This is a genomic window from Bacillus australimaris (assembly GCF_001307105.1).
In the GTDB taxonomy this organism is placed as follows: Bacteria; Bacillota; Bacilli; order Bacillales; family Bacillaceae; genus Bacillus; species Bacillus australimaris.
Map to the genome: position 1 here is coordinate 38,326 of NZ_LGYN01000012.1, position 20,135 is coordinate 58,460.

General features: G+C 40.4%; 18 protein-coding genes and 3 pseudogenes. 5 read left to right on the forward strand and 16 right to left on the reverse strand.

Features of this window, described 5'->3' with window-relative positions; all coding sequences use genetic code 11:
• Positions 1–230 precede the first annotated feature (230 nt).
• From AKG37_RS06845 to bioB, 3 genes are all read left to right on the forward strand, one after another.
• A complete protein-coding gene (locus AKG37_RS06845; RefSeq protein WP_060698128.1) occupies positions 231–581 on the forward strand; it encodes a hypothetical protein in 351 nt (116 codons plus the stop codon).
• A gap of 200 nt (positions 582–781) precedes the next feature.
• Positions 782–1,135, forward strand: a complete 354-nt coding sequence (locus tag AKG37_RS06850; RefSeq protein ID WP_060698129.1) for a hypothetical protein — start codon at positions 782–784, stop codon at positions 1,133–1,135.
• 158 nt (positions 1,136–1,293) lie between these two features.
• A complete protein-coding gene (bioB, locus tag AKG37_RS06855; protein ID WP_060698130.1) occupies positions 1,294–2,289 on the forward strand; it encodes a biotin synthase BioB in 996 nt (331 codons plus the stop codon).
• A 39-nt stretch (positions 2,290–2,328) separates the two neighbouring features.
• Here the strand turns inward: bioB and AKG37_RS06860 are convergent, their stop codons facing one another.
• From AKG37_RS06860 to AKG37_RS06875, 4 genes are all read right to left on the reverse strand, one after another.
• Positions 2,329–2,802 (reverse strand): hypothetical protein, encoded by a 474-nt coding sequence (locus AKG37_RS06860; RefSeq protein ID WP_060698131.1) that lies wholly within the window; start codon positions 2,800–2,802, stop codon positions 2,329–2,331.
• Between the two features lie 170 nt (positions 2,803–2,972).
• Positions 2,973–3,806 carry an undecaprenyl-diphosphate phosphatase gene (locus AKG37_RS06865; protein WP_039183288.1) on the reverse strand — a complete coding sequence of 278 codons (834 nt, stop codon included), beginning with the start codon at positions 3,804–3,806 and terminating at the stop codon, positions 2,973–2,975.
• Between the two features lie 128 nt (positions 3,807–3,934).
• Complete coding sequence (locus AKG37_RS06870) at positions 3,935–5,077, reverse strand: AI-2E family transporter (RefSeq protein WP_060698132.1); 1,143 nt, start codon at positions 5,075–5,077, stop codon at positions 3,935–3,937.
• A 63-nt stretch (positions 5,078–5,140) separates the two neighbouring features.
• Positions 5,141–5,539, reverse strand: coding sequence for a DoxX family protein (locus tag AKG37_RS06875; protein WP_060698133.1), 399 nt, complete (start codon positions 5,537–5,539; stop codon positions 5,141–5,143).
• Between the two features lie 200 nt (positions 5,540–5,739).
• On the opposite strand from AKG37_RS06875, the gene AKG37_RS06880 reads away from it, so the two are divergent.
• Positions 5,740–6,732: a Gfo/Idh/MocA family protein gene (locus tag AKG37_RS06880; protein ID WP_060698134.1), complete on the forward strand. Its 993-nt coding sequence runs from the start codon at positions 5,740–5,742 to the stop codon at positions 6,730–6,732.
• 73 nt (positions 6,733–6,805) lie between these two features.
• On the opposite strand, the gene AKG37_RS06885 is transcribed toward AKG37_RS06880, so the two are convergent.
• The 8 genes and pseudogenes from AKG37_RS06885 to AKG37_RS19400 form a co-directional block, all read right to left on the reverse strand.
• A complete protein-coding gene (locus tag AKG37_RS06885; RefSeq protein WP_060698135.1) occupies positions 6,806–7,330 on the reverse strand; it encodes a type 1 glutamine amidotransferase domain-containing protein in 525 nt (174 codons plus the stop codon).
• Between the two features lie 90 nt (positions 7,331–7,420).
• On the reverse strand, positions 7,421–9,412 hold the full coding sequence (gene tlpB, locus AKG37_RS19430) for a methyl-accepting chemotaxis protein (protein ID WP_060698136.1): 1,992 nt from the start codon (positions 9,410–9,412) through the stop codon (positions 7,421–7,423).
• Between the two features lie 341 nt (positions 9,413–9,753).
• Entirely contained in the window at positions 9,754–10,701 is a 948-nt protein-coding gene (locus AKG37_RS19375) for a methyl-accepting chemotaxis protein (protein ID WP_420805457.1), read from the reverse strand.
• Positions 10,693–11,733 (reverse strand): annotated as a pseudogene (locus tag AKG37_RS19380) (HAMP domain-containing protein); the annotation flags it as partial. The pseudogene AKG37_RS19380 and the gene AKG37_RS19375, both read right to left, overlap by 9 nt.
• 174 nt (positions 11,734–11,907) lie before the next feature.
• The gene (locus AKG37_RS19385; RefSeq protein ID WP_420805458.1) at positions 11,908–12,858 is read right to left on the reverse strand and encodes a methyl-accepting chemotaxis protein; all 951 of its coding nucleotides are present in this window, start codon (positions 12,856–12,858) and stop codon (positions 11,908–11,910) included.
• A pseudogene (locus tag AKG37_RS19390) lies at positions 12,853–13,899 on the reverse strand (cache domain-containing protein); the annotation flags it as partial. The pseudogene AKG37_RS19390 and the gene AKG37_RS19385, both read right to left, overlap by 6 nt.
• Before the next feature lie 125 nt (positions 13,900–14,024).
• Entirely contained in the window at positions 14,025–14,975 is a 951-nt protein-coding gene (locus AKG37_RS19395; protein ID WP_413598547.1) for a methyl-accepting chemotaxis protein, read from the reverse strand.
• Positions 14,967–16,097: pseudogene (locus AKG37_RS19400) on the reverse strand (cache domain-containing protein); the annotation flags it as partial. The pseudogene AKG37_RS19400 and the gene AKG37_RS19395, both read right to left, overlap by 9 nt.
• 99 nt (positions 16,098–16,196) lie before the next feature.
• Between AKG37_RS19400 and AKG37_RS06910 the strand changes: the two are divergent.
• Positions 16,197–16,937, forward strand: coding sequence for a protein-glutamine gamma-glutamyltransferase (locus AKG37_RS06910; RefSeq protein WP_060698140.1), 741 nt, complete (start codon positions 16,197–16,199; stop codon positions 16,935–16,937).
• 21 nt (positions 16,938–16,958) lie between these two features.
• Here the strand turns inward: AKG37_RS06910 and AKG37_RS06915 are convergent, their stop codons facing one another.
• From AKG37_RS06915 to AKG37_RS06930, 4 genes are all read right to left on the reverse strand, one after another.
• On the reverse strand, positions 16,959–17,207 hold the full coding sequence (locus AKG37_RS06915; protein WP_060698141.1) for a hypothetical protein: 249 nt from the start codon (positions 17,205–17,207) through the stop codon (positions 16,959–16,961).
• Between the two features lie 22 nt (positions 17,208–17,229).
• A complete protein-coding gene (locus tag AKG37_RS06920) occupies positions 17,230–18,261 on the reverse strand; it encodes an NAD(P)H-dependent flavin oxidoreductase (RefSeq protein ID WP_060698142.1) in 1,032 nt (343 codons plus the stop codon).
• Positions 18,262–18,277: 16 nt separating this feature from the next.
• On the reverse strand, positions 18,278–18,679 hold the full coding sequence (locus tag AKG37_RS06925; protein WP_060698143.1) for a secondary thiamine-phosphate synthase enzyme YjbQ: 402 nt from the start codon (positions 18,677–18,679) through the stop codon (positions 18,278–18,280).
• A 136-nt stretch (positions 18,680–18,815) separates the two neighbouring features.
• Positions 18,816–20,108, reverse strand: coding sequence for a hemolysin family protein (locus AKG37_RS06930; RefSeq protein ID WP_060698144.1), 1,293 nt, complete (start codon positions 20,106–20,108; stop codon positions 18,816–18,818).
• Positions 20,109–20,135 lie beyond the last annotated feature (27 nt).

A 20,135-nucleotide genomic window follows, 5' to 3' on the forward strand; every position in this document is an offset into this window, starting at 1 on the left:
TATCATAAGCATGACTTTGCTGGGTATATCCCAGCTTTTTTTATGCCACTTTTTCCCCCTAAAAACGACAGACATATGAATAAAAAATCATGTTTTTTTATTCTTCTGGTTTTATTTTCGAGAATATGTGACAATTTTCACCAAAATTACTTATTTTTTTACTAATTCTCATTGACATATAATTCTATTATTATTAATATATGTATATACCAAAAAAAGGAGTGTTACCGATGAAAAAATTAATGACAGCTTGTACATTGTCTTTAGCTGCTGTTGGTGCTCTTACGTTCTTCCAAACTGAAGGTGCCCATGCAGCTGCACAACCTAAAGAACCAGTTATAGCAAAAGCTCCTATTATGAATAAAGTGATTACAGTGAACCGTACGCTTTCTATCGGCTCTTCAATCGCTGTCTCCCTGCCAGCAAGCCAAATTTCTGTGTCAGGTGCAACGTATGCGATTAAATTAGATCAAACAGCTCCAAATTTCACTTGGATTCGTGCCGTACAACGCGGTTCTGTGACAGTATCTTACTATAATTCACAAGGCGAGCTTGTGATTAACTATATTACAGTTCGATAAGCAATCTAGCTATATTAAAAGGCGATGACAATCCCACTTTTACAAAGAGGGATTGTCACATTTTTTTAGTAAAAACATTATGTTTTTTACACTGAACAGGGTTCTTTCCATGTCCAGTTTGCTATTTTTTAAGATTCATGTCAGCGTAAGTACGCATAGATTACTATTAATGCCATTTTTACCAAAAAGGAGTGTTATCGATGAAAAAATTTATGAAAGCTTGTACACTATCTTTAGCTGCTTTAAGTGCTCTTACGTTCTCTCAAACTGAAGGTGCTCATGCAGCTGCTCAGCCAAAAGAACAAGTTATAGCAAAAGCTCCTATTATGAATAAAGTAATTACGATCGACCGTAAAGAGAAGGTAGGATGGTCTGGTGCTTTTTCAATTCCAATCAGTAAAATAACTTTATCCGGTGATACAGATGCTGTTGAGCTGAAACAAACTGCTCCAAATTTCACTTGGATTTACTATTTAAAACCCGGCTTTGTTAAAGTATCTTATCTAAATTCAGATGGTGAACTTGTAGTTAACAACTATACCATTACCTACTAAAACTCTTTTAAATTTATTAAACTCAAGGCGATGACATCATTCATCGCCTTTAATAATGTGACAATTCTCTAAAACCAGCTAGACATTCAATTCTTGCTATAGACCAACCAATATGTTAACTTTCAATTATAATAAGTTGATATATTAAGGGGCTGATGATGATAAAATACATATCTTTGTCTTGGGAAGCGATAGCAAAGAAAGCGCTAAAAAATGAGCCGATCACGGTGCAAGAGGGTCTAGACATTCTTGAAGCTGACGATAGAGAATTGTTACCTATCATGCACGCAGCCTATCAAGTGAGATTTCATTTTTTTCAAAATAAGGTGAAATTAAATATGATTTTTAACGCAAAAAGTGGATATTGTCCTGAGAACTGCGGGTATTGTTCACAGTCGATCATTTCAAAGGCACCGGTTGAAAAATACACGATGCTTGATCAAAAAACCATTGTGGCTGGTGCGCGTGAGGCGCTTAAAAGAAAAGCTGGGACTTATTGTATTGTGGCAAGCGGGAGAGCACCTTCTCACAGGGAATTAGATGAGGTGACTGCAGCAGTGAAGGAGATCACTGACACGATGCCTTTGAAGGTGTGTGCCTGTCTTGGGCTATTAAATGAAGATAAAGCGAAGCGGCTGAAGGAAGCGGGTGTTCATCGGTATAATCATAATATCAATACACATCATGACCACCATGATCAAATTACGACAACTCATACATATGATGACCGCGTTTCGACCATTGAGCAGGTCAAACAGTCGGGTATGTCACCTTGCTCAGGTGTCATTATTGGAATGGGGGAAACCAATCAGCAAATCGTTGAAATGGCTTTTGCACTCAGAGCACTTGATGCGGATTCAATCCCTGTCAACTTTCTTCATGCCATTGAGGGAACACCGCTTGAGCATCAAGAACGAACACACCCGATCAAAGCATTGAAAGTGCTGGCACTGATGAGATTGGTCAATCCAACAAAGGAGATTCGCGTATCTGGAGGAAGAGAGTTTAATTTACGGACACTCCAGCCGCTCGCACTTTATGCGGCGAATTCTATTTTCGTTGGCGATTATTTAACAACAAAAGGCCAGCAGGTCCAAATGGATCACCACATCATTGAAGATTTAGGTTTCGAAATAGAAGAATGTGCGTTATAAAAAAGTCTGCCGGTGAATCGGCAGACTTTTAACGATAGATTAGAATCTTTTATGGAAATCGACAGTTCCGCTTCCATCTTCACGATCAAAGCTGCCAACAAACGTCCAGTTAATATATCCACCGTCACCATTGTTGACAAACGTACCATCTTCAAATACCCAAATACCAAATGTAATCCCGTCATATTCAACACTATCATAGTAGACAACATTGTTCAGTCCACTAAAGTCATGATCTTGGCTTAAATTCTGGACAACAACGTTGTAGTTTTGACCTGCTTCATAGAATGCACTGTATGCCGCATTTTTTACGAATCCATCACGATTTTGAGATGATTTGACTGCTTGTTCGATTTTATCTGCGATGGCTACTGGATCAATAGAGACACTTCCATCAACACCTGTTGTCGTAGCGGCTTCAGCTGTTTGACCAAAAGTCGTAAGAGATAGAGGGGCAGCAACCATTGACGTAGCGATGACAGAACCAACAAACATTTTGCTTGTTTTTCTCATTATTTCTAACTCCTCCTTTAATTGGTATGTTTATGTACTACCCCTTTCTCTATCTCTTAAACACTAATTTATGAAAAAAATTCTGTTTCTACCAATTAAGAGGGTGTTTTTACTGTATAAAGAGGTGGAATAACAAAAAAACTACTCTTTAGAAAGAGTAGTTTCCAGTATTACATGAAAAGGATAAATAAAATCACACCTAGGATGATTCGGTATATCGCAAAAGGCACCAGTTTGATTTTATTGATCAGTTTTAGGAAGAAGCGAACAACGAATAGAGCCACAACAAACGCACTCACAAAGCCGACGATAAAGAATGGCAGCATGTCTGTTGTTAAATATTCAGCATTTTTCACAAGGGTTAACAAGCTTGCTCCCGCCATAATCGGCATCGCCATGATAAATGTGAAGTCAGCCGCAGCCCGGTGATTCAAACCAAGAATAACTCCACCTGCGATCGTAGAACCTGAGCGTGAGAAGCCTGGCCATAATGCCAAACATTGAAACAGTCCGATATAAAGTGCCTGTCTGTACGTCATGTTATCGACTGAGCTTGTTTCTGTTTTACGTTTATTGATCCAGTCAGCGACAAGCATCAGCACTGCCCCTAAAATCAAACCGACAGCGACTGTTCTGACGTCGAACAAGTATTTATCAATATAATCTTCAAATAAGAATCCTAAAATAACGGCTGGAACAAGTCCAACAGCAATTTGGGCGATGGTCAGCTTATGCCCGCTGCGCTTTTGTTCTTCCGTGATATTTTTCTTTAAGCCCAATAAGTTTAGAATACGATCTTTGAACACGATCATGACAGCTAAAATAGAGCCTAACTGAATCACGACTTTAAATGTGTTAGCCGCTTCTGGCGTAATAATCTCCTTCGATTTTAACCAAAGATCATCGACAATGATCATGTGACCTGTAGATGAGACAGGTGCATACTCCGTTAATCCTTCGACAATTCCTAAAACCAGTGCCACGAATAAATCCCATAGATTCATGATTTTCTTTCCTTTCAATTCTGATCTTTTGAAGCAGGGCTAACATCTATGTCCACATAAAGACAAGCTTCCTTCATCGAAAGCTCGTCTTTATGATACTATATTTTTTTCAAAAAAAGATTATGACATCAAACCTTTTCTTCTTTATACAAATTGGATCGCATTTTGAACCAATCAAATAAGTGGGTTGTGATGACCTTTAGAACGGCATATGTCGGAATCGCAACAATGATGCCGATTACGCTGAACAGTTTACCAGCTGTTAATAGAACGAAAATGATCGTGATTGGGTGAATATGAAGATTTTTCCCCATTACCTGAGGAGAAATAAATTTCCCTTCAATGAGCTGAACCACTGTCCAAACAATGATGAGTTTTAACAGCATCACTGGTGACGTCACAAGTGCAATCACAATCGCTGGTGTAATCGCAATCGTTGGACCTAAGTAAGGCACTACACTCGTACATGCCGCAATAATAGCGAGGAGCAGCGCATAGTCAAGTCCAATGATCAAATATCCGATTAAAAGAAGAAAACCGATACAGAAGCTGACAATGATCTGTCCACGAATATACGAGCTCAAGCGATGGTTCATTTCGTGAAGCACGATATGTGTATGTTCTCTCAGCTTATTCGGAATAAATTTCAAGAAATAGTCAGGCAGCTTTTTGCCGTCTTTTAATAGATAAAACAGAATGAACGGCACAGTCACGATCGAGATGATGACTTCTGTGAGCGCTCCTAAGAATGTTCCTACACCGGTAAAGGTGCTTTCCAAAATCTTCGTTGCTTGACTGGATGCTTTACTAACCAATTCAGACACGTTAAAGTTCATCGTCTTCTGTACTTGATTAATAAAGTTACTTCCTGTTAAATGTCTAATTTGATCTTCTACCGTATCGACGTATTTCGGAAGGTTATGAAATAGACTCATGGTTTGAGCTTGTAAAAAAGGAATAATGGACACGATGGTCACAGTAATAACCCCAATAATGACAATATATAAAAGCAAAATGGAATAGATCCGCTTGATTCTTGCTTTCTCTAACAAATTGACAATCGGATTTAATAAATAATACACGACCCCCGTTAAAATGATCGGTAAGGCAATGGTTTTGATGAGTACAATGAGCGGTGTGAAAATAAATGATGTTTTCATGAAAACAAGGATATTCAATCCGATTAATAGCAGGATGAGTAAAAAGAGAACAAACTTGTTATCAAGAAAAAATTTTCTAAATCGACTGCTCCACATTTGCATAGAATTCATATCGTTCCTCCAAACACGAGCTATTTTATGAGTATTGTACACTACTTGATCATGATATGGTGGTCATTGTTTCAGCTTTTCATCCCATTTTGCAATGGACATTGCCCAACCAATGAGAATCGGCTGTCCAATCAGCCTCAACCATAACACGGCTCGTTCTGTACTTTCTTGACCTGGGAATGGTATTCCCTCTCGTGCAGCAAATAAGTTTGCAGGGAAAATAAGCACAAGATAGACAGCAATGGATTTTGCCGCAGCGCCCCTGACATTTGGCAGAAGCAGAAGCAGCAGCATAGCCAGCAGCCATTCAAGGCAAGCAGTCAAATAGACCATCACATATGGAAATGGCCAGCCTGACATCATGCGGGCAAAACCACTAGGCTCTATCACATGAAACATACCGGCTGCTATAAATAAAAGCGCAAAGACGTATGTACTTCCTACATGCAGGACGCGCTTCATGTTCGTTTCCTCCTCTCCCTTCTATCTGAGTATTACCCGAAGAAGGAAGAAACTACCCACTTTTCGTACATTTATATCCTTTATGTAAGACGCAACAACCCATATAAAGGTTTCATCCGCTTCTCAACAAAAAGAATATTCTTTCATACAAACGCTTTCAAAGCATGTATAATCAGAGAAAAGCAGAAGGAGGGAATGACATGGTTCGATTTGCTGTCATCGGAACGAACTGGATTACAGATCGGTTCTTACAGGCTGGTGAAGGAATAGCTGATTTTATTTGTACAGCCGTCTATTCACGTTCAGCTGAAAAAGGACAGGCCTTTGCCGAAAAATATGGGATTGATACCGTTTTTACGAACTTACATCAACTGGCGGAAAGTGATGCGTTTGATGCCGTGTATATTGCGAGTCCAAATGCCCTTCACAAAGAGCAGGCTATGTTGATGATGGAGCATCAAAAACATGTTTTATGCGAGAAACCATTCGCCTCTCATCGAAAAGAAGTGGAAGAAATGATTGCCGCCTCGAAAAAACATCAAGTGTGTTTGATGGAAGCGATGAAAACGACATTTCTGCCGAATTTTCTTCAAATCAGACAACACCTCGATCAGCTGGGACCTATCAGACATGTGATTGCTCATTATTGTAAATATTCCTCTAGATACGATGCTTATCGTAATGGCGAGCTTCCAAATGCCTTTAAGCCGGAATTATCCAATGGTTCTTTAATGGATATTGGTGTGTACCTCGTCTACCCGGCCATCTATTTATTTGGTCTGCCGAATCAAATCACGGCGAGAGGCTATAAGCTTTCTTCTGGTGTGGATGGGAGCGGTTCAGTCCTTTTACAGTATGACGGGCATCAAGCACTTCTTTTTCATTCTAAAATTTCAACGTCTCATTTATCGGCTGAAATTCAAGGGGAGGATGCCACAATGGTGATTGATCAATTCCATCGTCCTTCACGAATCACGATCCATGACCGTGATGGGCGCCAAACTGACATCTCTCTCAAGGATGAGCAGCCAGCCATGTATTATGAAATCAATCATTTTATTGAGTGTATTCAGCAGGGAAAGTGGCAGTCTCCGGTCAATACATTTGCCCTATCTGTTCAAACCATGTCCGTCATGGACGAGGCGAGAAGGCAAATGGGCGTAACGTATCCTGCCGACAGACAAAATCAATAGGGCAAGAAATATGAGCAAAGGGCGAAACTGTTTTTATGTTCGCCCTTTGTTTTTTACGTTTCGCATCAATGGTTTATTTTTCCGCCAACACATCCGCAAATGCTTTCACATAAGGCGGGAGGTCAGGCGGACGTCTGCTTGAGACGAGATGACCATCTGTGACAACTGCTTCATCAAACCAGTCTGCACCAGCATTGGTCATATCATCTTTAATACCTGGTGTACTTGTCACTTGTTTGCCTTGCAGGATTCCTGCTGAAATCAGCACCCAGCCGGCATGGCAAATTTGGCCAATTGGTTTCGCTTTCGCATCAAATGCACGGACAATGTCTAATACTTCTGGGTAACGGCGCAGTTTATCAGGCGCCCATCCGCCAGGGACAAGCACAGCATCATAATCATCTGCTTGAATGGAATAAAAATCTTCATCAGAAACGGCCGGCACACCATACTTCCCGATGTACTCATGATTTGCTTTTTCCCCTACAAGATGGACAGTTGCTCCTTCTTCTCTTAAACGCAGTACCGGATACCACAGTTCTAAATCTTCAAAATCATCACTGACAAACGCAATGACTTTCTTATCTGATAAACGCATAACATCTCTCCTATTCTTTCGATTTCTTCTATTGTACGAGATGACCTCTTAAAAAGAAAAGCGGTTCCCCTTGAGGAGAACCACTTGACCTTATTCGCTGATCTTGAATTTTTTAATTAAATCACGTAATTCTTCCGCCATTTGGGAAAGAGTCGTTGATGAAGAACTAATCTCTTCCATAGAGGCAAGCTGCTCTTCAGCAGATGCGGCAATGTCTTGGATGCTTGCTGAACTCTCTCTCGATACATCGGCAATTTCATTCACTGCTTTAGAAATTTGCTCAGATCCTTTTGAAAGTTCACGTACCGTTGTATTCATTTCATTCATTCTTGCTGCGATTTCCGCTGTTTGCTCATTTATTTGTGAGAAGCTTTCTTTCGTTTGATCTGTAATTGTAAGACCATTCTTTACTTCATCATTTACTGATTTGAACATATTTTGAGATGTTTCAATTTCAGATACGATTTCTTTCACAAGCTTTTCAATCTCTTTTGCTGAATCGGATGATTGAACCGCTAGTTTACGCACTTCTTCTGCAACAACAGAGAAACCTCTGCCTGACTCGCCTGCGCGTGCAGCTTCAATGGCGGCATTCAGTGCAAGTAAATTCGTTTGATCCGCAATGCCGTTAATGACACCTAGGATGTTTGTGATATCTTTTGATTTATGCTCTAGCCCGTTGATCACGCCTTCAGCTTCTTTCACTGAATGGTCGATCGTTTTCATTTGGCCAACGGTTTGCTCTACAAGCTGTCCGCCTGTTTCCGCGACTGTTTTTGATTGAATAGATGACGCTGTGATGACATCAGACGTTTCTGCAACTTCGTTCAGTCCTTCATTCATTTGTTTTAAATGAGCTGCACTTTGCTCCACCATTTCACTTTGATTCTCATTGCCGCTTGAGAATGTTTCAATAGATGATGTAATATGTTCGGTTGCCTTTGTTGTTTGACCTGCGCTTGCTGTCAATTCTTCAGATGATGAAGCCACATTCTCAACAGATGTTTGTACAGCTTGAATGACATCTCTTAGGGACTCACTCATTTCATTAAAACTTGTACCAAGCTGTCCAATTTCATCTTTTGACCTGACATCAATTTTTTCTGTTAAATCTCCCTCACTAATCTTCTTCGAAGAAGAAACAAGGATGGAAAGTGGTTTTGTAATGGAACGGATAATAAAGAAAATGAGAATACCGCCAATAATGAGTGCACCGGCTAGAATAATGGCTGCCATGTTAAAGACTGGCTGTGCTGCATCTTCTACTTCACTGTCAAACATCGTACCCGCAATTTTCCAGCCAGTCACCTTGTTTGTGGTGAACTCCATTTGCTTTTCTCTTCCTTCAAACATATAGCTCATAGATCCTTTATCTTGTGAATACAGCTTTTCTAACCATTCATCACCAGATAATTTTGTTCCAGCTTTTTTCTTTGGATGTGCCACATATGTACGATCTGGACTTGCAATAAAGGCATAGCCTTGTTTCCCAATATTAATGCTATTGGACTCTTTTACTAGATTCGCAATGTTTAGGTTCATCGCAATAACGCCTGATCCATCCTCTAGTTTTTTAGAGATTGTGACCACAAGCGTACCGGTTGATGCCGTTGGATATGGTGCTGAAACAGACAGTTCACCGTTTTTCGCCCAGCCGTCTTTATACCAATCCCGCTCAGTGGCGACATAACCTGCAGGCATTTTTTGATTAGGATATCTTGAAAACACTTTGCCATCACTCGAAGCGACAAAAATGCCTTCTGTGTCATCATTCATACTCATGAACTGCTCAAAGCGTCCTTGAATATCGGTCGTTCCTTTTTGCTTGAGCTTTTTCTCTGTGATCCATTGACTAAAGAAATCGGCTGCGTCTGTTTTCACTTTCACAACCTTCGTAATATTTTTATCCAGCTGCTCTACGTTTTCCTTTGCGCTTTGCATAATTTGATCATTCAAAGAGATGCTCGCTGTATGATATGAAGAGAATGCCAATACAATGATTGGGCATAAAAGAATAAATAAGAAAGAGAATACGAGCTTTTTCGATATAGATGGCTTGCTGAAATACTGTATGAATTTCATAAAAAAGAAAACTCCTTTTAGTAAGATAGTATATATATCGGAAGTACTACTATGTTCTTTACTTTTTTAACTTATTAAAGTCTAAATAAGTCCAAAATACCCAATTTATATGCATTGAATGGAAAAACACCTGACGTTTTCACGTCAGGTGTTTCCGATTGTTGTTAACAAAGGGCTTAAGTGTTCTTGATTTTAGCCCTTTGTCTTCTTTTCAGCGTGATAGAAAACCTTTGCAGTCTAGGAAGGGCGAGCACCGGAGCGCAGACCTGACAAAGAATGCGAGGGTTTGTCTACACGCTGAAACACCTGACGTTTTCGCGTCAGGTGTTTCACTGTATCTCTTACATTTTAAACTGTTTAATGAGCTCTCTTAGTTCTTCTGCCATGTCGGATAAAGTGGCAGAGGATGAGCTGATCTCTTCCATAGATGCCAGCTGTTCTTCTGCTGAAGCCGCAATATCTTGGAAGCCTGCTGAGCTTTCTCTTGAGAGCTCTTTGATTTGATTCACCGCATGTGAAATTTGGTTTGATCCATGTGATAGCTCTTTGGCTGATCCGTTCATTTGTTTCATTTGTTCTGTCATTTCTGATGTTTTATCAGAGATTTTCTCAAAACTCACTTTCGTTTCATCTGTAATGTTTAAACCAGATTGTACCTCTCCTGCTACTTGTTTAAACATTTTCTGCGATTTTTCTATTTCATCGACAATTTCGTTCGTCAGGCTTTCAATCTCTTTTGAAGAGCTTCCTGACTGCTCTGCCAGCTTGCGGACTTCTTCTGCCACAACAGAGAAGCCTCGACCTGCTTCGCCTGCTCGTGCGGCTTCAATCGCAGCATTTAAAGCAAGGAGATTGGTTTGATCCGCGATGCCGTTAATGACACCCAAAATGTTTGTAATATCCTTTGATTTTTGCTCTAGGCCTGCAATAACAAGCTCGGCTTCCTTCACTGCGTGTTCAATGGTTTGCATTTGACCTGCTGTTTTTTGAACGAGTTCTCCTCCAGCCTGAGCGGTTTTGCTCGATTCGATCGACGATTCCATCATATGAGAGGTCGTGTCGACCATATGCGATAAGCTGCGATCCATTTCGTTTAACTGGACTGAGCTTTTTTCGATCATATCATTTTGATGTTCAGTGCTGTTTGAGAACTGTTCAATAGATGATGTAATATGCTCGGTTGCTTGTGCTGTCTGTCCCGCACTTGCTGTTAACTCTTCAGAAGAGGCAGCCACATTTTCAATGGAATTCTGAACGGCTTGAATGACTTGTTTTAGCTTTGCTGACATGTTGTTAAAGCTGTGCCCAAGCTTACCGATTTCATCGTGCGTACGAATTTCAATTTGCTGTGTCAAATCACCCTGACTGATTTTCTCAGCCGATTCAGAGAGCTCTATCAGTGGCTTTCGAATCGATTTAATAATAAAATAAATCGCGATTCCGCCAATGACAATTGCAGCTGCAAGGATGATCAGTGTTAAGTCAAGCACTGGCTGTGCGGCTTCTTTTACTTCATCCACATACATCGTTCCAGCCAGCTTCCAGCCTGTTGCTTCATTTGTGTCAAAAAACATTTGCTTCGGCTGGCCTTTGTATTCATATTCAAAGCTGCCTTCTTTTTTATCATACAGTTTTGAGATGAAGTCACCAGTCAGCTTTGTTCCAGCCTTATCAGTTTTATGGGCAACATAACGCTGATCTGAGGTGGCAACAAACGCATAGCCTTCTTGGCCAATTTTGATGCTGTTTGTATCTTTTACAACCGTATTCAATCGTACATTTACCCCAATCACACCAGATCCATCTGCCAACTGTTCTGATATTGTGATGAGCAGGTCATCAGATGACTTGTTTACAAAAGGATCTGAGATGATGAGTTTCTTATCCTCCATCGATTGCTGAAACCATGGCTCATTTTTTGCGCTCTTTACACTACTCCCTTTATCGATCTCGGAGTATTCAGTTAGTTTACCATTCTGATCTGCAATAAATACTTCCACCACATCGTCATCTGTTTCCGATAACTGCTCTAATTTTACCCTAAGTAAATTTTTGTTTTTTGCAGTCAATTCATCTTTTTTTACCGATTTGGCTAAGTATGAAACAACGTCCATTTTAGGATGAATATCTTTATTAATGAGTTCATTTAATTGCTGAACACCATTTTCGGCACTAGACATAATCTCATCATTGAGAGACTTTGATGCCACTTCATAAGAAAATGCTGCCAATACGAGAATTGGCACTAGGAGAATCGCTAAGAATGCAGTAATTAATTTCTTCGACATCGTAAAGTGCTTAAATAAGTTGATTTTTTTCATGACTCTACTCCTTTTGATTTATGTTTTGTGGTCTCCCTCTTCTATTCTTAGGTAATATGAATTATTTTTCAAGGATTAATGTTCAGAAAATCACCAAAATAAGTATATTTACCTATTTCTTTTGATTTACACAAACAAAAAAGAGCCTCTTGCTGGAGGCTCTTTTCTTCATGTCTATTCGACCTTAAATTTGCTAATTAAATCACGTAATTCTTCTGCCATAGAAGAGAGTGTGGCAGAGGACGAGCTGATTTCTTCCATTGATGCCAGCTGTTCTTCTGCTGAAGCGGCAATGTCTTGAATATTTGCAGAGCTTTCACGTGATACTTCTGCAATCTCACGGACAGCCTCTGACACATGTGCAGAGCCTTTTGAAAGCTGGACAACGGTTTGATTCATCATTTGGAGCTGGTCAGAAATCTCTTTTGTCATGTCGAAAATATTGTGGAAGCTTACTTTTGTTTGTTCAGTGAAGCTTAAGCCAGATTGTACTTCTCGATTGACCGCGGTGAATACTTCCTGTGATACATCGATGTCCTGCACGATTTCTTTGATCAAATTCTCAATTTCTTTTGCCGAGTTGGCCGATTGAACCGCCAGTTTTCTTACTTCTTCTGCTACAACGGAGAAGCCTCTGCCAGATTCCCCAGCTCTTGCTGCTTCAATCGCTGCATTTAGTGCAAGTAAATTCGTTTGATCGGCAATTCCATTGATGACACCAAGAATTTGGGTAATGTCTTTAGATTTACTTTCAAGCGCACTGATGACATTCTCTGCTTTTTTGACAGACTGATCAATGACGTTCATTTGAGAAGCAGTTTTTTCAACAAGCTGTCCGCCTTCTCCTGCGATATCTGTTGATTTAATGGATGAAGCAGTAATGGATTCAGCCGATTCATTCATATGTTGAAGGCCGCGATTCATTTCCTCTAACTCTTCTGAGCTCAATTCGACTTTATCATTTTGGCTTTCATTTCCACTGGAGAATTGTTCAATGGCTAGTGTAATATGCTCTGTTGCTTTACTCGTTTGCCCAGCGCTGGCAGTCAGTTCTTCTGATGAAGATGCGACATTTTCGACTGAAGTTTGAACGGCTCCAATAAGGGATCGTAATGAGTCAATCATCGTATTAAAGCCTTTACCAACTTGGCCAATTTCGTCATCCGATTTGATTTGAAGTTTATCGCGTAAATCACCTTCGCTGACTTTCTTCGAGAAGCGGGCAAGATTGGATAATCTTTTTGAAATAGAGCGGACGATAAAGAAGATGAGGGTTCCTGCAACAATGAGTGTGACACTGAACACAATAATGGCTGTATGGAACACAGGTCTTGCCGCATCTTCTACTTCTGATACGAGCATCGTTCCACCAATTTTCCAGCCGGTTAATTCATTGGTGACATATGCAACCTTTTTATCTGTTCCTTTAAGCGTGTAGCTGCCGCTTCCTTCTTTGTTTTTAAAAATAATACTGGCCAGATTCTCATTGACCTGACTTCCTGACTTTTGGGTTGGATCTGCTAAAACGGTTTTATCTTCCTCCATGATGAAAGCATAGCCTTTTTGCCCAATTTTGATTTCTTTTAATTTTTGGAGCAGGCTGTCAATTTCCATATCAATACCAATGACACCTGAACCATCTTTCAATTTTTGCGCAATCGTAATAACCATTTTGCCTGTCGATGCTGCTACATATGGTTTTGTGATGACTTGTTTCCCGTTTTCTGCATTCAGCGCATCTTGATACCATGGACGCTCTCTTGGGTCGTAGCCATCAGGCATCTTTTGAACTGGGTATTGCATAAACATTCCCTTTTCAGAGCCTGCATAGATAGCAGATACATCTTTTTTATTAATTTTTCCATATTGCTGTAATTCTTTAATCGTTGCACTTCTATTTTTCTCTTGAAGACTAGACGCTTTGAGTGAGTCTGCAAACAGTGTCACAGCATCTGCTTTGTTTCCAATATTCTCGTTGATTAAGGTATCAAATGCATTGACCTGACTCATTGCACTGCCCATAATCTGTTTGTCTAGCTCGGTCTTTGATGTGAAAAACGCACTAATTGTCAGTGCCACGGTTGGCAGGATTAAGACGACCAAAAAGGCAATGATTAATTTTTTTGAAATGGATGGTTTTTTGAACCATTGGATCATTTTTCCCATTTTAACTTTCCCCCTTTACATCTCTAAAGTTATTATCGGATGAAAGGTTTATTTTTAGAGGCTGGAAATGTCGTTTAAAAATAAAAAAAATACCCAGACAATTCTGGATATTTTTTCATCGTTATTTAATTAATTTTAAATTGACTTGTGAGCTCTTTTAGTTCCTCTGCCATGTTAGCAAGTGTGACAGAAGAGGATGAGATTTCTTCCATAGATGCAAGCTGCTCTTCAGCGGAAGCCGCAATATCCTGAATGTTTGCCGCGCTTTCTCTAGAGACTTGTCGCATCTCCTGCATCGCCTGTGAAACAAGCTTTGAACCGCTCGATAGGTCGATCGCCGTATCGTTTAATTGAGTCAGTTTTTTCGACATTCCTTCTGCCGCCTCATAAATGTTTCGGAAGCTTTCTTTTGCTTCTTCTGTCATACCGAGTCCTGCATTTACTTCTCGATTGACCGCTTTGAACATATCTTGAGATTTAGCAATTTCTAACACAATTTCCTGGATGAGCTTTTCAATTTCTTTCGCTGAATCCGCAGATTGGACAGCCAGCTTTCTCACTTCTTCTGCAACGACGGAGAAGCCGCGTCCTGATTCACCTGCTCTTGCTGCTTCAATTGCTGCATTTAGCGCAAGTAAATTCGTTTGATCCGCAATGCCGTTAATGACATTTAAAATACTCGTAATATCTTTAGACTTGTATTCTAATTCTTTCATGACCTGTTCTGCTTCTTGTACAGATGTATCAATATGTTTCATTTGGCTCGCTGTACTTTCAACAATTCGGCCGCCTTGACCAGCTGCCTCTGTTGATTGAAGGGAGACAGCAGCCACTTCTGATGAAGTATGTGACATATCTTGTAATCCTTCGTTCATTGACACCAGCTGATTTGTACTAGATTCAACTTTCTCGTTTTGCTCTTCATTTCCATTTGAAAATTGTTCAATCGACATCGTGATATGCTCTGTTGCTTTACTTGTTTGGCTGGCACTTGCTGTCAGCTCCTCTGAAGCCGAAGCCACATTGTCGACAGACTGCTGTACAGCACGAATGACCTCACGAAGAGATTCACTCATTTTGCTAAAGCTTCTTGTAAGGTCTCCTATCTCATCCTTCGATTTTGTTTCAATGGTCTCCGTTAAATCCCCATCGCTCACCTTTTCTGAGAAATCAACAAGCCTTCTCAGTCCAATTGTAATAGAGCGAACGATAAAGAAGATAGCGACACCGCCAAGGATAAATGAAGAAATTAAAAGAATAATGGCAGAATTCCAAACTGGCTGTGCTGCTTCTTCTGTTTCTGAGACAAACATCGTTCCAGCAATTTTCCAACCTGTTAAATCATTCGTAACAAAAACGAGACGCTTTTGTTCTCCTTTATTCTCATAAGTTGATGTTCCTTCTTTGCCGCTGTAAAGGATAGATGAAATATTTCCCGTGACTTTAGATCCTGATTTTTCTTCTGGGTGGGCTACAATTTGCTTGTTTTTATTTGCAATAATTGGATATCCTTCTCGTCCAATTTTAATATCTTTTATTTTATCTACAATGTCTTGCACATCAATGTCGATTCCGATGACTCCCGACCCATCCTTCAGGCGCTGAGCAATTGTGACAACCATGCCGTTTGTTTTGGCAGAGCCGTTTCCGTTTGTTGTGGCAGAAATGTATGGATTGGAGACAACTGGCTCACCTTTTTCATCCTGCATCGCTAGTTGATACCAATCACGTGTTGTTGGATCATAGCCTTTTGGTATGTCTACTTTAGGAAACTGAATGAAATCACGATTTTTACTTGCCGCATAAAAACCTACTACATCATCTTCATTGATTTTGCTGTATATCTCAAAATGCTCATACAGTTCGTCCTGGTTTTTCTTTTTAAAGTCTGCAGCAGTAGATGTTTCAGCAAAGAGTTTCACCGCATTTTCCTTATTCGAAAGCTTTTGCTCGATCATGTCATTCAGTTCATTGACTCTTGCATTTGCTCCGTACATGATTTCATGATCTAGTTCTTCTTTGGCAATCTGATATGAAATCGTACTGAGTGTAATAATGGGCAAGACGAGAACAAGCGTGAATGAAATAATCAATCTTTTAGAAATAGATGGTTTTTTCAACCATTTTATGACACTTTTCATGTTTTTCCTCCTTTTAAACGTTATGTTATATATCGGACGGCTTGATATTATTTTCATGTTTTTCAAATAAAAAGGATGACTTTTTGTTTATTTCCACAAATAGATTCCTTGCCCAAGCATCACGCATACGCTAATACAAAAGGGGGCGCTTTTCATATGATTATCCTTTCAGGACAGCCAGTGACAAATGAACAGCTGGCTTCGTTTCAGCTAGAGGGACAAAAGCGGATCATTTTGATGCAATTACAAGCCTCAAATGATACATTTCGCTATAGGCAAGCATCTGATTTGTTATTTGAGGTCACGTTACGATCAAACATTATGAATGCTGCAAGAGATTTGAATAAAAGTGGTGCCTCATTTGCTATCTTTCAAAGGTCTCGTGCAAATGACGCATTTTGGCGTGTATCGGAAGCAGGCGCACTAGAGCTCCGCTATCAAGTAGAACCATCTAGAGGAATAAAAGACATTTTTGAAAATGGTTCAAAATATGCTTTTGAATGTGCAACGGCGATTGTCATTGTGTTTTATATGGGGGTCCTCCAAACGGTAGGAGACGAGAAGTTTAATCGAAGACTTCGAAGTTTAACACTGTATGACTGGCACTATGATACATTGTCCATTTATACAGAGCGTGGGAATGATTTTATTTATGGGGATTGCTTATATTTCGAAAATCCAGAGTTTAGCTATCAGCAGTCGCAATGGCGCGGGGAAAATGTGATTTACTTAGGAGAAGATCAATATTACGGACATGGGCTTGGGATTTTAACAGCCGCAGAAATTATCGACAAATTAAATAATAGACGACGGCCAGGTGCGGTTCAATCCGCCTATTTATTGCCGCAGACTACCCGGATGGATGTAATATATCTCAGGCAAATGTTTGGCAGCTAAAAAAAGCCTCTTGTCTATTGGTTATGACAAGGGGCTTTTGTATGCCTTGCGTTTACGATAATCTTGGAGTGTGCCTAGCAAAGTGTTCACAAGGATCTCCATTTCTTCCAAATCTTTTCTTGTGACCGGCGGATCGTGCTGGCTCCACTTTACGTATCGAACAAAATAGTACTGACGAATGGGCGTAAGAATGGCAGGAGAGTGCGGGAAGTCATCAAACCAACATTCAATTTGTCCTTTTTTTCGGTATGAATGTTTTAAGATGTCCATCCTGTCCACCACCCATCATGATTTATGTCTGCGTCAGTTCGTGCATAATGTCTTCAACGGTTAAAATCGAGTGAATACGTCCTACACCCTGTCCTGCCCAAAGAGCCATTTGATCATAGTTTCCCTCGGCTGCGGCTGCTTTTCGCATCGGCGTTGTCCATACATGCTGCACTGGATAAGGGAGAACCTTGTCTTCATGCAGGCGTTCATCCTCCATCCACTGATTCACAATACCTCTCGCTCTTTTCCCAGAAAAAAGCCTTGTTACCCGTGTCCCGCTGCTCTCTGTCTGTAGAAGGGCCTTCTTGTATACCTCTGCGGCAGCACTTTCCTCACTAGCTAAAAAACGTGTGCCGATTTGAACTGCATCTGCTCCAAGCGCTAGCGCTGCTTTCACACCTGCTCGGTCCGTGATCCCTCCGGCAGCGATCAAAGGTACCCCGCAGAGCGGTTTGACGTCAGAGATGAGACTAAACAGCCCCACTAGCGCGTCTCCTTTTGTACGTAAAAATGTGCCGCGGTGCCCCCCTGCTTCACTTCCTTGCAAAACAATGGCATCCATTCCTTTATCCTCTAAAAGCAGTGCTTCCTCTTTTGTAGTCGCCGTTCCGATTAAAAGAATCCCCTTTTGTTTTAAGCGCTGAATCGTTTGTTCATTTGGACAAGCAAAGGTAAAGGAAACGATCGGAACGTCTTCTTCCAGAAGAATGTTGATTTTCTGTTCAAAATCATCCCATAATTCCTCTTCACTCGGCATCCTATCTGCTGCCGGCCGTACAGGCAGTCTCTTCTCCCAAAATGCCACATCCTCTTTTTTTACATCTGGAATTGGCTCTGGTACAAACACATTGACCTGAAACAGGCGAGATGTCAGCTGTTTGATCTGTCTAATCTGCTGCCTTATATCGTCAGGCTGTACATATCCGCTTGCCAGGCTCCCAAGTCCTCCATATTGTGAAACAGCGGCTGCCAGCTGCGGTGTCACAGCTCCTCCTGCCATTGGCGCTTGGATAATTCCATGTTCGATTTGCAATAATCTTTTGATATCCCCCATTTATTTCCCCCATCTCTTACTCGTTTGATGACACTTGTATATAAAAATGGCGATGTCTCGGCCCGTCAAACTCACAGAAATAAATTCCCTGCCACGTTCCAAGCACAAGATCACCATCATTGATGAGAACATGCTGAGACGCGCCCATATAACTTGCTTTCATGTGTGCTGCTGTATTCCCTTCCATATGCCGGTCCTTTGGATGTTCCCACGGAAAGACTTCGTCAAGCCGGCGAAGCATATCCCGTTTCACATCTGGGTCCGCATTTTCATTAATGGTGATCCCTGCTGTCGTATGTGGACAATAGACGATGACGGTTCCATTTTGTATGCCTGTTTCCCTTACATATTGGTGAACCTCGTGGGTGACGTGAATCATGTCATCGCGTTTATCTGTTTGTACATTGATTTTTTTCATATGAACTGCTCCTTTTTGACATTTCTATAAAACCATACCCTTTTTAAATGAAACAAATCACCGCCAATCGGCAGAAAACAAATCTCTTACCTAAAGTTTACCAAGCAAAAAAACCTCGTCAAGCGCTACGAGGTTTTTAAGAAAAGTGAACCTTTTTGACTTCAATGGTCCGTATATGATGATCTTCTGCATCAAGAATAGTAAATTCACAGCCTTCTGCTTCAATCGTATCTCCAATCTCAATATCAAATTTATGCGTCATCATCCAGCCTGCAATTGTATCAACATCATCATTTTCAATGGCTAAATCCAATAAATCATTTACTTCATCAATCAACGCTTTCCCGTCCATCACATAATGGAAATCACCTTTTTTCACGATGTGGGGTGTTTCATCCTGATCATATTCATCTCGAATTTCTCCGACAATTTCCTCTAAAATGTCCTCAACTGTGACAAGTCCCGCTGTTCCTCCGTATTCGTCTACGAGCACTGACATATGAATTCGTTCCTTTTGCATCAAAATGAGCAATTCTTGAACGGGGGTACTTTCAATCACGCGTATCACCGGACGCATTAAGTCTTCAATAGAAACGTCTTGATTCAGAAAGCTCGCCTTAAACACATCTTTGCTATTGATCACACCAATCACATGATCTTTGTCTTCTTTAATAACAGGGTAGCGTGTGTACCTTTCGTTCAGCATATAATGCGTCACGTCTTCTAAGGTTTGTTCAATTTCTATAGCTGAAATTTCTGTACGCGGGATCATGATCTCTCTTGCCACTCGGTTATCAAATTCAAAGATTTTATTCACATATTTGTACTCAGATTGGTTAATCTCACCCTTCTCATAGCTTTCAGATAAAATGAGACGCAATTCTTCCTCACTGATCGCCACTTCATGTTCTTTGACAGAATGAAAACCAAATAATTTCACAATGCTACGTGCAGATCCATTTAATGCTTTAATAAACGGAAACATGACTTTATAGAAAAAGATGAGTGGTTTTGCTGTTACAAGGCTTACGGCCTCTGCCTTTTGAATGGCAATCGTTTTAGGCGCCAGTTCTCCAACAACGACATGTAAAAACGTAATGATCACAAATGCGATGATAAACGATAGAATGTCTGTCAATGCGGAATGAAGCCCTAATTTTTCAAACAGCGGATGCAAAAAATGCTCTACTGTCGGCTCCCCCAGCCAACCTAAGCCTAAAGCTGTGATGGTAATGCCAAGTTGACAGGCTGATAAATATTCGTCGAGATTTGATATCAGCTTTTGAACATGAATGGCTCTCTTATCACCACTTTCAATCAATTGATTGATTTTAGAGCCTCTAATTTTCACAATCGCGAATTCAGTGACAACAAAAAATGCTGTCGCAGCAATGAGTAATAGGACTAAAAATACGTTTAAAATATACAAAAAAACCCTTACCTAACAATGGTAAGG